We start from the raw sequence: 13,283 nt of genomic DNA on the forward strand, positions 1-13,283 counted from the left end.
CAGACGACGTCAGGCACCGCCGGTCTCCCGCAGGTAGCGCGCCCTGGTGTCCTCGTTCATCGGGTAGAGGCCGGGCAAAGCAACGCCCTGCCTCACCTCGCCCATGATCCAGTCCTCGATGCGTTCCTGTGCGACCGCCTCGGCGATCACCGCGTCGAGGAGTGCTGCCGGGACGAGCACGGCACCGCCCTCGTCGAGCGACACCAGATCGTCCGGGAAGACGGCGACGCCGCCGCAGGCTATCGGCTTCTGCCAGTCGACGAACGTCAGTGCGCTCACCGAGGGCGGCGCGGCAGCACCGCGGCTCCAGACCGGCAGGCCGGTCTCCCGCACTCCCTTGACGTCGCGCAATGCGCCATCCGTCACCAGGGCCGCGACGCCGCGCTGCCGCATGCGGCCGCACAGGATGTCGCCGAAGATCCCGGCGTCGGTATTGCCCATCGCATCGACGACAGCGACACAACCGGACGGCATCGCCTCGATGGCGGCACGGGTGGAGACCGGCGACGCCCACGAGGCCGGGGTTGCGAGGTCCTCGCGCGCCGGGACGAACCGGAGCGTGAACGCGCGCCCCACCACGCGCGGGCTGCCAGGATCGAGTGGCCGCGTGCCGCGCATGAACACGTTCCGGAGCCCCTGCTTCAGCAGGACGGTGGTCAGTGTCGCCGTGCTGATCGCGCGCAGGCGTGCGAACCGCTCAATGTCGTCGGCCAAGGTGGGGTCGTCGGCCATCGTGGGCGCTCCGTTGGTCACAGGCTCTGGATCAGGCCGCCATCGACGCGAACGACGCTGCCGGTCATGTAGGACGCGGCCGTGCCGGCGAGGAAGGCGACCACATTGGCGTATTCCTGTGGCTCGCCGTAGCGGCCGAGCGGGATCGCGGCAATGCTCTCGGCGGCGACGTCGGCGGCCGCCCGGCTCTCTCGATGCGCCTTCTGGTCGTCCAGAAAGGCGACGCGCGGGGTCGCGATCCGGCCCGGCACGACGACATTCACCGTGATGCCGTCGCGGGCGACCTCGCGCGCGAGGGTCTTCGACCAGCCGAGCAGCGTCAGGCGCAGCGCATTGGAAATCGCGAGGTTCGAGATCGGCGCCACCACGCCGGAAGAGGTGGATGTGATGATCCGACCCCAGCCTCGCTGCCGCATGGAGGGGAGCACCCGGTCGGTGATGGCGATCACCGACAGCACCATCGCCTCGAACTGCGCCTGCCAGGTCGAGGCGGGTTGCCCCGCTGCGGGGGACGGCGGCGGTCCCCCGGTATTGTTGACCAACACGTCGACCGGCCCGAGCGCCGCCTCCACGCGGCCGATCCGGTCATCGACCCGCGCGAGATCGCCGAGGTCCCACTCGAGCGCCAGCGCCTTGCCGTTGTCGGCGCGAATGGCGGAAACGACCGCTTCCAGTGGCGCCAGGCTGCGACCGGCGACGGCCACCTGCGCGCCCTCGCGGGCGAGCGTGCGTGCGATCGCGCTCCCGAGACCGCCACCACCCCCCAATACGAGCGCTGTCTTGCCTGCGAGCCCCAGGTCCATCTGCTCTCTCCAGATCGTTCGCCGTCGCGCTGACGGGGCTGGCCGCATCCAGCGACAACCGAATTCCCCGCCGCCGATTAAAACGGGCGCTGGACCCTCTCGGTTCCAGCCGCGAAGCCGGCATCGTGCGGCGGCGCAGCTTGGCTCGAACGCGGTGTTGCGGTCGCATGTCCGTCAGGGTGATGATCGCGGCGAAGCGGGCAGGCAGGGGCACAATCGCGGTGTCTCTTGGCGGCTAGGACTGGCCTTACCGCCACGACCGCGCGGTCACCTCACCCCGTTCAACAGCCCGCCCGATTGATCAAAGTCGAGCTAAAACGCGTTGGCCTTCGGCAGATATTGCGCCAGCAGCACAAGATCCAATGCACCGAGCCGGTCACTTGCGGTCATCGCCTGGTGCCAATATGGATAGAGCAGCGGTAACTTGCTGACGGCGTTTAGCCGCTCCATGTCGCCATCGGTCAGCCGCAGATCCACGGCCTTGAGGTTGGTACGAAGCTGCTCCTCGGTGTTCGCGCCGATCACCACTGACGCCACCGCCGGCCGATGCAGCAGCCAGGCCAAGGCTATCTCAGCCGCGGAAACATTGTGCTCCTCGCTGATCTCGACGATCACTTCAATGATGTCATAGAGCCGGACCTCGTCACGGATCGGCGGCTCTGGCCAGCCGGCGAAGTCGCGTCCATCTTCCGGACCGGCTTGGCCGCGGCGATATTTGCCCGACAGCAGGCCGCCGGCGAGTGGACTCCAGACCAGGATGCCCAGGCCCTGATCGAGCGAAATCGGAACCAGCTCGTATTCGGCCTCGCGCGACTCCAGGGTGTAGTGGATCTGCTGGCTGATGAAACGTGCGCTGCCGGCCCGATCGGCAGCTCCCAGGGCTTTCATGAGCTGCCAGCCGGTGAAATTCGATACGCCGACATACCGGACCTTCCCCGACGCGATGAGGGCGTCCAGCGCCGCCATGGTCTCCTCGACCGGGGTGAGGCCATCCCACTCGTGGACCTGATACAGATCAATGTGATCGACCCCGAGCCGCTTCAGGCTCGCGTCGCAGGCACGCATCAGATGGTGGCGCGACAGTCCCGCATCGTTCGGGCCCGGTCCCATAGGAAATCGGGCCTTGGTCGCCAGCAGGACATTTCCGCGCTTACCCCTGATTGCCTCGCCCAAAATCTCCTCGGCCGTTCCGCTCGAGTAGATGTCCGAGGTGTCGAGCAGGTTGACACCGGCGTCGAGCGCGATGTCGACCATGCGGGTGGCACCGGACTGGTCGGTATTGCCGACATATGAGAACCGCGCCTTGCCGCCAAACGTCATGGTGCCGAGGGTAAGGGCGGAGACCTTGAGGCCGGAACGGCCAAGTTGGCGATATTCCATCGTGGCACTCTCTTTCGTTGCTGCTGAAGCGTCGGCCGGTTGCGCCGATCGCCGCTACTTGATGATTCCAATCTTCTTGCGATCAATATTGATGAAGACCGCGGTGATCAGCACGATACCCTTGATGATGTTCTGAAGGTAGGGATCGACTCCACCCATGTTCATGCCGCTCGAAAGAAGCGTGATGATCAATACCCCGAGCATAGTATTTATGATGCTGCCGAGACCGCCGGTCAACGGCGTGCCGCCAACCACCACGGCGGCGATGACATCGAGTTCGAGACCGAGACCGAGTTGGGATGTGGCGGCCATGGTGCGCGCGCCCTGCAGCAGGCCGGCCATGCCGCACAACGCTCCGAGCAGCACATACATCAGGATCTTGATGCGCGTGACGGGGATGCCGGTCAGGATCGAGACGCGCTCCCCGCCGCCGATTGCCCGGACCTCGCGACCGAAGACGGTGAAGTTGATGATGGCCCAGGCCACGGCCGCAAGAGCCAGACCGATCATGACCGCATGCGGAATGCCGTAGGTGATTCCGGAGTAAGCATCGAGGAACCCGTCGTCATCGATCGAAACTGGCGCGCCGCGGGTGAAGTAGAGGACGAGGCCGCGGTAGACGACCATGGTTCCCATCGTCGCGATGAAGGACGGCACTTTGCCGACCGCCAGCAGCAGGCCGTTGAGGCATCCGCACATCGCGCCGACGGCGACGGCAGGGATGATCGCCAGGGCGCCGAACTTGTTGGCCGTCAGCGCTGCCACCAGCGCCGAGACGGCGACGATCGCGCCCACCGAGATATCGATCGACCCGGCCATGATGATGAAGGTCATGCCGAGAGCGGCGACGAGTAGCACGGTACCCTGTTCGAGGACGGTCGAAAGGTTCTCGAGCGATAGGAAACGTGGCGACATGATCGCGAAGACGGCGACCAGGATCACCAGGAAGATGAGGGGGAAGCCGCGACGCAGCACTTCGACCCAGGAAACTCTTGGACCGCCCTCACGAGAAAGGGCGGTGCCCCCTCGAGCGTTTGCAGTGATTGCTTTGTTCATCGTCCTGCCTCACGCCATGTATTGCACGATGTCATGCTCTTCCACGTTCTCCAGCGAGTCGAACTCGTGGACCATCACGCCCTGCCGAAGAACAACGAGACGGTCCGACATGCCGATAAGTTCGGGCATGTCCTCCGACGAGAGAAGAATGGCGAGGCCCTCGGACGCTTTCTGGCGCATCAGCCGGTAGATTTCCTCCCGAGCGCCGACGTCCACGCCACGCGTCGGGTTGTTCAGCAGGAGAAGCCTCGGGTCGACCGCGAGGCACTTTCCCAGCACGACCTTCTGCATATTCCCGCCCGACAGCGAACGGCAGGGCGCTACTGCACTCGACGTGCGTATGCCGATCTGCTTGATCAGGTCATTCGACGTCACGCGGGCGCGGGCCATGGAGAAGAAGGGACCGACCGCCGGCGGCCGCGCCATGACCAGGTTGTCGAGCACGCTGAATGACGTGATCAGGCCTTCATTGCCCCGGTCTCCCGGGAGGTGGGCGATGCCGTGTTGCCAGGCCGCGCGGGGATTACTCGGGCGATAGTCTTTGCCTTCGAGTTGCAGATGGCCGCGACGCAGGAGCTCGTCGCCCACGATCCCGGCAAACAGTGCCTCCGCTCCGGCGCCTTTCAGGCCGGCAAGCCCGAGGATCTCGCCACGCCGGAGTTCGAAACTGATTTCGTTCAGCTCCCGGCCGACCGCGACCTGCTTCGCCCGGAGGGTGGGGGGAGCGGCGGAGGCGGCCGCTGGCAAGCGTGGCGGATAGGTACCCTGCAGGACATCGCGTCCAACCATCAGTCGGTGGATGTCGTTCGCCGCGATGCTCGTAGCACGATAGGAACCGACGAACTGGCCGTCCTTCAGGATCGTCAAATCATCCGCCGTGGCCAGGACCTCGCTGAGGTGATGCGAGACGAAACCGATCGTCATGCCCTGGGACTTCAGCTCCTGCATGACGCTGAGCACAGCATCCACTTCCCGGTGGTCGAGATAAGCCGTCGACTCGTCGAGCAGGAGTGTCTTGGGGTTCGACGAGATCGCGCGCGCGATCTCGATGCATTTCAGTTCACCAAGGTTCAGTCGTTCGATATTGGCGGTGACGGAGATCTTGACGCCGATGCGGTCGAGGGCGGCCTGCGCCCGCGCCGCCATCTGCTCCCGCTTTAGGATACCAAGCGGCCGCGCATGGAGGCGAAGGTCGCCGATGAAGACGTTCTCGGCGATGCTCAACGAGCGGTTGATGGTGATTTCCTGATGGACCAGCGCCACACCCGTTTTTGTGGCATCGAAGGCGGAGCGCGGCGCATAGGATGCGCCGTCCAACATCATCTCGCCACTGTCTGGACGCACGACGCCGCCCAGCATACGCAGGGTCGTGGACTTGCCCGCGCCGTTTTCACCTACGATGGCATGAACGGTACCCGTGCGCAGCGTGATCGAGACATCGCTGGCCGCACGGGTCGGGCCAAACCGCTTGTTCAGACCGACCGCAACGAGTGTCATCGGGCCCAACCGTGCCTGAGTTGACCGGACCGAGAGGTGATGTCACGCGCCACGGCCCATGGGAGACGGTCCTGTCGCATCGTCACTGCGAGTAGTGTATGTCGAAGGCCGGGGACAACGGTGCGTCCTTGTTGTAAACCTTCGAGTGGGCCTTGAAGTCGTAGTTCGGCTGCCCGCCGGGGAAGTCCCTCACAAAGCGGGGAACATCGGCTTTTGTCATCGGCAGCAGCTTCAGCTTGATGGTCGCTTGGTCGGCGGGAAGCTTGAAGCCGTGGAGGTAGTTATACATGATCTCCAAAGCAATACCGCCCTGGACCCAATGGCCGCCAATATCGTAAAGCTGCTCGCCGGCCTTTACTTCCTCGACATTCTCGGGGTTCAGATCCATCGATGATACGATGACATCCTTGCCAGGAACCTTGCCTTTGCTCTTCAACGCCGCGATCACGCCCATCGCCATCGGATCGTTGCCCGACCAGACCCCGGTCATCTCGGGATGGCCCTGGTAGAGGGATTCGAACGCCGTCTGTGCCTGATCGCGGACGAAATTGCCGTCGACCTCGCCTACGATTCTGACATTGCCGTCTTCTTCGATCGCCTTTTGGAGACCTTTGCGGCGGTCAATTGCCACTGACGTGCCGGCCGTTCCGTTGACGACACCGATCACCTTCTTGCCGTCCGGGCTGGGCTTGAGTGCCGACAGCAGCGCCTTGCCGAAGTGATAGCCGGAGTCGAGGTCGCTCGGTCCGACGAACGCGATGTAGTTGGTGTGTTCTCCGGTCTGCGGGGAGAACGCGGGGTAGGTGTCGACGATGATGACAGGTATGTTTGCACGCTTGGCGAACCTGATGGTGGCGGGCGCGGTGGACCAGTAACCAACCGAGATGATACCGTCGACCTTGCGAGCGACGAGATCCTGGGCCGACTGGATCATCTGATCCGGCTTGTTGTCGGCGTTCAGAACGATGAGGTGCACGCCAAGCTGGGCTGCACCTGTCTGAAGGAATGTGACGTCCCTGTTCCAGAACTGTGAATCCAGCGTCGGCACGACCACGCCGATCGTCGGCTCGTCAGCCGCTACGGCTACCGAGGAAAGGCCGCATAATGCGACCGTAGCAAACAACCCCTTACTGATGCCGCGGACACCGATCATGTTTCCATCCCTTTTCTAATTTTGTGCCGCTCGACTTTGCCGGCGGCCGCGTTTCTGTATTCAGTCTGCATCAACGCCTGTGGATCGGGCTTCCTCAAGACTCCTACTGAGTGTCCCTGCGGAGAGAAGTCCCCATGCGCCCGCCTCTTGCCGCACCGAACTGCATCTGCAGGGCCGGGGCCGGCGCCTCTCCCCTGACGGTCACGAGGCTGCACTTGGCGCGGAGCGATGCGTCAGTGCCTCCGCATTGATGCAGGAGTCAGGTTGTCTGCCCGAGAGCACGGCCAGCACGTTGCGCGACACGATCTCGCCCATTTGCAGCCTCGTCTGCTCTGTCGCGGAGGCGATGTGCGGTACGATCACCACGTTCTGCAGGTCCTTCAGACCGGGCGCGAGCTCGGGCTCGTCCTCGAAGACGTCCAGCGCCGCGCCCCAGATGCGATGCTCACGCAACGCTTCGACAAGGGCGTTCTCGTCGACGACCGGTCCACGGCTGGCGTTAATCAGGATGGCGGTCGGCTTCATGCGCCCAAGTTCGTGTGCGCCGATGTAGTGTCGGGTTTCCGGCAGAAGCGGCACGTGCAGCGTCAGGAAGTCCGATCGGGTAAGGAGTTCGTCCTTGCTGACGAACCGCGCGCCGGTCTCTTCCTCGATGGCGCGATTTGGCGCCACGTCGCTGTAGATGATCTCCATGTCGAACCCACGCGCCTTGCGGGCCACGTTGCGTCCGATCCGGCCCGCTCCGGCGATACCGAGTACCTTGCGGTCGACGTCGGCACCGATGAAGAACATCGGCTTCCACCCATCCCAGCCCCCCGCGCGCAGGAAACGCTCGGCCTCGGGGATGCGACGAGCCATTGCCAGCATCAGGGCGATCGTGTGCGTCGCGGTCGCATCGTCGAGCACGCCGGGCGTGTTGGTCAGCGCGACGCCACGTTCGATGGCGCTCGGTATGTCGAAATTGTTCGTCCCGACCGCGTAGTTCGCTACGATCCGGCAACTCGGTCCCGCTGCGTCGAGAAGTGGGCCGTCAATGCGATCGGTCAGTAACGATACGATGGCGGCACAGCCCTTAACGTTATGGCGGAGCTCGTCGGGCGAGAGCGCCCGATCCTGACCGTTGACGATGACCTCGTGCTCCGCCCCGAGTGCTTCGATCGTTGGGCGGGGTATCGCCCGCGTGACGTAGATCTTCTCTCTCATCGATCTTGCCTCATCTGGTGAGCAGCAGCAGCGGTTTCGGCGAGTTGTTGGTCCTCGGCGGGAGCGAGGCCGCTGATGCCGATGCCACCGATTGCTGCACCGCCTTGGCCGCGTATGACGGCTCCGCCGGGCATACCTGTCAGCATCGGATCGGCAAAATAGCTCACTGGCATGTCGTCGCGCGTCAGGCGCTCGTGGAAGGCGGCTGTCGAAACGCAAAGTCTGGCGGCGCTATAGGCCTTTGCTTCGGAGAGCTTCACGCTCCGGACCGGCGCCCCATCCATGCGGGTGAATGCCAGCAACGCGCCGCGTTCATCCGTCACCGCGACGCAGACCGGACGTCCTAGCGTATGCGCCTGCGTCACAGCTTCTTCTAGAACGCGGTGAGCGGACAGGCGGTCGAGCGTCATCGGCAAGCCTGATGGTATGATCGGCATTACTTCAGTGCCTTTTCAGCAGGATCGTCAGCGGGTCGGGTAGAAGTCGTTCGCGGCGACGACCGGCGGACGCTCCGCAAGCACCTGCCTCAGCCATGAGCGGCCGGCGTCGCTGCACGCGCCTGCGCATCCAACCGGTCTCGACGCGGAAGCCCGGCGCGAAATTGCGCTTATTACGTCCCTGTCGATCATGCCCGACTGCACGCCCGAGCGGCTGGCGAGACCAACCCGATGACCCGCCTTGATCAAGTGTCCCGCCATCGGGCGTCGCATGACGCCCAAGCCGATCAATCCGACGGTCAACGACCCTCCCTCCTTTTTCCGGTCGCTCGCAATCTCGGGGGCGCCTTTGCTTGTGCGGCTGTGCTGTAAACGGCTTCCGAAATGGCGCTCGCCGCGACCATCACTTGCGCTGCGAGCGTCTCGAACCGTCTATCCTCAACTTGCTCCAGTGTTCCGATCGCACTGATTGCGGCGACCACGACACCGTCGCGATCGCAAATCGGTGCTGCAATGCAGCGGCAGTTCGGCGCCTGTTCCTCGTCATCGAGCGCCCAGCCTCGACGCCGAACATCGGAGAGCTGAAGACGAAAATCCGCCGCGTTCGTGACCGTCTTCGGCATCCGCTTTTCAAAGGCGAGGTTCGCTATCACAACGTCGAGCAGTTCAGGGGCCAACCATGCGATCAGGCTCTTGCCGAGAGCGCTGCAGTTGACAGGAAATCGTTGGCCGACATGAGACTTGACGACGATGTCCCGAGCACCCTCGACGCGAGCAAGATAGACCGCCTCGCCCTGCTCAAGCACACCAAGATGACAGGTGAGTTGGACCTGCTGTGCAAATTCGCGAAGTAACGGCATCGCGTCCCGCTGAAGATCATTGCTCTCGCTCGCAACAGCGGCAAGCTCAAGCAACTTGAGTCCCAAAGCGTAGCCGCCCAACGATCTCCGCTTAATCAGGCCAAGTTCGCACATCGTGGAAATGAGATGATGGGTTGAGCTCTTTGGCATGCCGAGCCGTTCCTGAATGCCGGTAAACCCAAGGCCGGGTTCGCGCGCGATCGCTTCCAGAAGCGCTACACCCTTCCCGAGAGCAGGAACCTTCAGACTGGAGACTTCCCCGGTTTTGTTCATTATCTGGAACTCTAGTTCCCTTCGTTGACGCGACCTTGCTCGTGTCTTGAACGGCTGTCAACGACCTCACCTCACTGATGGGATGTTTACTGCTCAAGGAGGTTTCTTGTGCGTTGCAGAATTATTGTGCGGGCTAAAGAGTGCAATTCGACCTTGGCATTAGTATAGCGAGGAGGCGGTAGCTCGGGGCCGTAGCTCAGCTACTCCGCCCGGAAGCCGTTCAAGCACAGCGCCACTCGACGCCACTACAGTCCGACGGAGGGATATCGGATCAAGAACTGGCCCGAGCCTGAAGCCGGGCTACGGCGGCGTAGTGGTCTGACGATCTGGCTGGGCGAGGCGGCACTGGCAGGGTTGCAGGCAGCGCGTCGGACTACACTCGCCAGACAGCCCCTCTACTCCAACTTGGCAATCAGCTTGAGGTGCGTGTCCACCAAACCGGCAGCAGCTCGATTGCCGTCACAACGGCGCCGCAGAACTCCCGGTCGCGGCCCTCGCCTGGGCGTGCGGGAGTGGGCCAGGCGACAGCGGGTAACTGTCCTCCCAACCACCCCCGAGCGCGTTGTAGAGCTGCACCAGGTCGGAGGAGACCATGGCGGTACTGCTGGCAAGCTGTCCCTGCGCATTGAAAAGGCTGCGCTCGGCGTCCAGCACGTTGAGGAATGTCTGCAACCCGTGCGCATATTGCTGCTGCGCCAGATCGAGCGCACGCTTGTAGGACCGCACGGACCGATCGAGTGCATCACGCCGCCGCTGCTCGGCCCCATACGCCGTCAGCGCGTTGTCGACATCCTGCCAGGCCTGCAGCACGGTCTTCTGGTAGTTGATCGCCGCTTCCTGCTGCTGTGCTTCGTTGAGTTGCAGTTGCCCACGCAGGCGGCCGCCCTGGAAGATCGGCAGGCTGATCGACGGCCCGAAATTATAGGCGCGCGCGCTCCAGAACCCGAGATCGCGAAACGAGAGCGACTCGAAATTCAATCCCGCGCTCAGCGTCACCTTCGGGTAGAAATTGGCCACCGCCACACCCACCGTGGCGGTGGCCGCATGCAGCTGCGCCTCCGCCTCGCGTATGTCCGGCCGCCGGCGCGCCAGCTCCGAGGGCACGCCGACCGGTACGCGTGGCGGCACCGGCGGGATCCGCGCGGTGCGTTCGAGATCGTCGCGCAACGCCTGCGGCGGCTCGCCGAGCAGGTAGCCGAGCGCGTTGATCTGCTCGGCAACCTGGCGCTCCAGGTCCGGGATCTGTGCGGCGGTTGCATCGACCTGGGATATCGCGTTCTCGACATCCAGCTCGGTGGTCAGCCCTCCGGTGAAACGCTGCCTGGTCAGGGTCACCGACTGCTGCGCCACCCTGAGATTGTCATGCAGGATCGCCAGCTGCGCCTGGTCGCCGCGCAGCATCATGTAGTCGCGCGCGACCTCCGAGAACTGCGTGATCAGGACCGACCGGCGATCCTCTTCGGATGCCTGCAGGCTTGCGTGCGCGGACTCCACCGATCGCCTGACCCGTCCCCACAGATCGAGCTCCCAGGAGGCGTCGATGCCGTCCTGCCACTCGTCCAGGGCCGGTATCTTGATCGAACCCGCCTCGCCGCGCAGCGCGTTCGTGTTGCCGTATCCCAGGACGCCACCCAGGCCGCCGGAACTGACCGCATCCGACAGCCCCCGCTCGACCTCCTTCGAGCTGAGCTGCTGGCGCGTATAGGCCGCAGAACCGGTCAATGACGGCCACTGCGCCGCCGCGGTCACCCGCAACTGCGCCCGGCTCTCCACCAGCCTGATCGTCGCCAGCCGCACATCGAAATTCGCGTGCGCCACCCGGACCTCGAGCGCACTGAGTTCGGGATCGCCGAACTGGTCCCACCAGTGCGGATCGGGAGGAGCCTCGACAGGGACGCTGGCGACACGCGTTTCAGCGGGATGCCGGCGGCGGCCGCCGGCGGTCGACGGCGTGTCGGCAGCATAGTGCCGGCCGCCGAGCCAGCTGCTCGGCGACCACAGGCTAGGCGGCTTGAAGTCCGGGCCGACCGCGCAACCCGACAGCAGGAGCAACGCGGCCAATGCCGTTGCCGTGCTGGCCCCCGATGCCCTCGGCACCCTAGTCCAATCACGCGCCCACGCCGAGATCGCCCTGCTCCGCACCCGGAAACTCCCCACCGAAGGACGCCGAGGCCCGACCTGCCGGCCCAGGCGCCCCGCGCCGACTGACCGACCGGTTCGGTCAGCGTTGACAACCTATAAGCTTTACCCGGATCGTCAAACCGGGACCCCGCTCACCAGAGAGATCAACAGCCCGCCACGCGCCCGTCGCCCGCCCTGCATCTGTCGCCAGTCTGCGGAACCAGAAGTCCGTCAGGCTGCATGGCTCGCTATGGACACGAGCCATATCAGAGGGATAGTCGCCTGCTCAGCTCCGAACTCGCATGCGCTACCGCAGGCAGGGCACCAGAGCGACATGACGCTAGTTGGAATTTCCCCGCGATGCCAACCAACTCATAAAGCTACCCTATTTCACTCTCAGGCAGAGCATGATGTATGCATCATGCTCCAGGGGAACCGCCGCGGTGCATCCACAGAACCAGGCACCTGATGAGCCGCCGGCGGTCAAACGCCAGCAGATCATTGCCGGCGCCGAGACCGTGTTCACCGAGTGCGGCTATGAAGGCGCCAGCATGTCGCGGATCGCCGTCGAGGCGAGCGTCTCCAAGGGCACCCTCTACAACTATTTCGATAGCAAGTCCGCCCTCTTCGCCGCCTTCGTCGAGCTGAAGGCCTCGCAGACCCTGGCGACGATCTTCCAGATCGCGCAGGAGGACAGCGACCTCGCCATCACGCTGCATGGCATCGGTCTTCGCATGATGGATATGATCCTCTCGGCGGGTAACCTGGTGCTGTACCGGATCATCATTTCCGAAGCCGGAAAATTCCCGCATCTGGCGGAGATCTTCTATGACGCCGGACCGCGTCGGGCGACCCGCTTCATGGAGTGCTGGCTGACCCGCCGCATCGATGCCGGGCTGCTCGACGTGCCGGACACGACCATCGCCGCGGAGCAGTTCTTTGCGTTGTGCCAGACCCGCATCACCATGCAGCGCCGCCTGCAACTCACGCAGACCACATCCCCCGAAGAGATCGACCAGGTCGTGCAAGCGGCGGTGCGCCTGTTCCTGAAGGCGTATGGTGCCGATTCACTTGCGCCTGCTCCTGCGAAAAGCTAGGTAGCGCGCCATCCTGTACGGATGACGCTGCTGTAGCTCAGTGGTAGAGCACTCCCTTGGTAAGGGAGAGGTCCAGGGTTCGAGTCCCTGCAGCAGCACCAGTGGGTCAGTTACCTGCGCCGGCGTGCCCTGTCGGTGTCCGATCGAAGTCCCGCAGGGCGGCGTCGGATCGGGACAGGCGCCGGCGTTGGACGTCGCTTCAAAACGACCTGGCGCTCGAGACGTGCTGCCTCTCGGCAAGCTTCGTGGCGAACGGGTCCCTGATGTACGTCGTAGCGTGGACAGCGGCGACAGCCAGCCTGCGGATGCGCGCTAGCGCGTCGGCATTGGCCTCGTTCGCCAGGCAGTCATCCGCGATCCGCCGCAACGCCTCGTGCAGTGTTTCGACCCGGTCCTTGTCGGTCAGCGCATAGCCTCCGAGGAGTTCGACCATTTCCCGATGCATGTCCATCGCCGTCGGCATGCTGTCCTCCTTCCACATCCGTCACTATGGCACAGCGCTGCTGCTCCGCCATCCAGTTATCCTTCAACCGTGTCGGACCTTGTCCTGGTCCGACTGGCGACACTTGTGCACGGCAGTGGCCTTGACGAGGTTCTTGATCCTGGTCCGTCCGGTCGCCTATGCCCAGGCGCATGAGCATCCGCCAGAAGTCCGAATTTTCGCCCCCCCG

13 protein-coding genes and 1 tRNA gene are annotated in these 13,283 nt (G+C 64.1%); 2 read left to right on the forward strand and 12 right to left on the reverse strand.

Annotation, left to right across the window (positions count from 1 at the left end; all coding sequences use genetic code 11):
* Window positions 1-9: 9 nt before the first annotated feature.
* The 11 genes from ACQY4O_RS05765 to ACQY4O_RS05815 form a co-directional block, all read right to left on the reverse strand.
* A complete protein-coding gene (locus ACQY4O_RS05765) occupies window positions 10-732 on the reverse strand; it encodes a ribonuclease activity regulator RraA (protein ID WP_428375259.1) in 723 nt (240 codons plus the stop codon).
* 17 nt (window positions 733-749) lie between these two features.
* The gene (locus ACQY4O_RS05770; protein WP_428375260.1) at window positions 750-1,535 is read right to left on the reverse strand and encodes an SDR family oxidoreductase; all 786 of its coding nucleotides are present in this window, start codon (window positions 1,533-1,535) and stop codon (window positions 750-752) included.
* Window positions 1,536-1,847: 312 nt separating this feature from the next.
* The gene (locus ACQY4O_RS05775) at window positions 1,848-2,915 is read right to left on the reverse strand and encodes an aldo/keto reductase (protein ID WP_428375261.1); all 1,068 of its coding nucleotides are present in this window, start codon (window positions 2,913-2,915) and stop codon (window positions 1,848-1,850) included.
* 54 nt (window positions 2,916-2,969) lie between these two features.
* A complete protein-coding gene (locus ACQY4O_RS05780; RefSeq protein WP_428375262.1) occupies window positions 2,970-3,971 on the reverse strand; it encodes an ABC transporter permease in 1,002 nt (333 codons plus the stop codon).
* 9 nt (window positions 3,972-3,980) lie between these two features.
* Window positions 3,981-5,468, reverse strand: coding sequence for a sugar ABC transporter ATP-binding protein (locus ACQY4O_RS05785; protein WP_428375263.1), 1,488 nt, complete (start codon window positions 5,466-5,468; stop codon window positions 3,981-3,983).
* 82 nt (window positions 5,469-5,550) lie between these two features.
* Window positions 5,551-6,621 (reverse strand): ABC transporter substrate-binding protein, encoded by a 1,071-nt coding sequence (locus ACQY4O_RS05790; RefSeq protein WP_428375264.1) that lies wholly within the window; start codon window positions 6,619-6,621, stop codon window positions 5,551-5,553.
* A 201-nt stretch (window positions 6,622-6,822) separates the two neighbouring features.
* A complete protein-coding gene (locus ACQY4O_RS05795; protein ID WP_428375265.1) occupies window positions 6,823-7,824 on the reverse strand; it encodes a 2-hydroxyacid dehydrogenase in 1,002 nt (333 codons plus the stop codon).
* On the reverse strand, window positions 7,821-8,234 hold the full coding sequence (locus ACQY4O_RS05800) for a GlcG/HbpS family heme-binding protein (RefSeq protein ID WP_428375266.1): 414 nt from the start codon (window positions 8,232-8,234) through the stop codon (window positions 7,821-7,823). Before ACQY4O_RS05800 ends, ACQY4O_RS05795 begins: the two co-directional genes overlap by 4 nt.
* A gap of 54 nt (window positions 8,235-8,288) precedes the next feature.
* Window positions 8,289-8,564 carry an NAD(P)-binding domain-containing protein gene (locus ACQY4O_RS05805; RefSeq protein WP_428375267.1) on the reverse strand — a complete coding sequence of 92 codons (276 nt, stop codon included), beginning with the start codon at window positions 8,562-8,564 and terminating at the stop codon, window positions 8,289-8,291.
* On the reverse strand, window positions 8,561-9,394 hold the full coding sequence (locus ACQY4O_RS05810; protein ID WP_428375268.1) for an IclR family transcriptional regulator: 834 nt from the start codon (window positions 9,392-9,394) through the stop codon (window positions 8,561-8,563). The genes ACQY4O_RS05805 and ACQY4O_RS05810 overlap by 4 nt, the downstream gene beginning before the upstream one ends.
* A gap of 459 nt (window positions 9,395-9,853) precedes the next feature.
* Window positions 9,854-11,455 (reverse strand): efflux transporter outer membrane subunit, encoded by a 1,602-nt coding sequence (locus ACQY4O_RS05815; RefSeq protein ID WP_428375269.1) that lies wholly within the window; start codon window positions 11,453-11,455, stop codon window positions 9,854-9,856.
* A 503-nt stretch (window positions 11,456-11,958) separates the two neighbouring features.
* Between ACQY4O_RS05815 and ACQY4O_RS05820 the strand changes: the two genes are divergently transcribed.
* Both ACQY4O_RS05820 and ACQY4O_RS05825 read left to right on the forward strand, forming a co-directional pair.
* Window positions 11,959-12,612: a TetR/AcrR family transcriptional regulator gene (locus ACQY4O_RS05820; protein WP_428375270.1), complete on the forward strand. Its 654-nt coding sequence runs from the start codon at window positions 11,959-11,961 to the stop codon at window positions 12,610-12,612.
* 26 nt (window positions 12,613-12,638) lie between these two features.
* Window positions 12,639-12,713, forward strand: a tRNA-Thr gene (locus tag ACQY4O_RS05825).
* Window positions 12,714-12,811: 98 nt separating this feature from the next.
* On the opposite strand, the gene ACQY4O_RS05830 is transcribed toward ACQY4O_RS05825, so the two are convergent.
* Complete coding sequence (locus tag ACQY4O_RS05830) at window positions 12,812-13,075, reverse strand: hypothetical protein (RefSeq protein WP_428375271.1); 264 nt, start codon at window positions 13,073-13,075, stop codon at window positions 12,812-12,814.
* Window positions 13,076-13,283: the final 208 nt, after the last annotated feature.

Origin of the sequence: Lichenicoccus sp., from assembly GCF_965277665.1 — a bacterium.
Classification (GTDB): domain Bacteria; phylum Pseudomonadota; class Alphaproteobacteria; order Acetobacterales; family Acetobacteraceae; genus Lichenicoccus.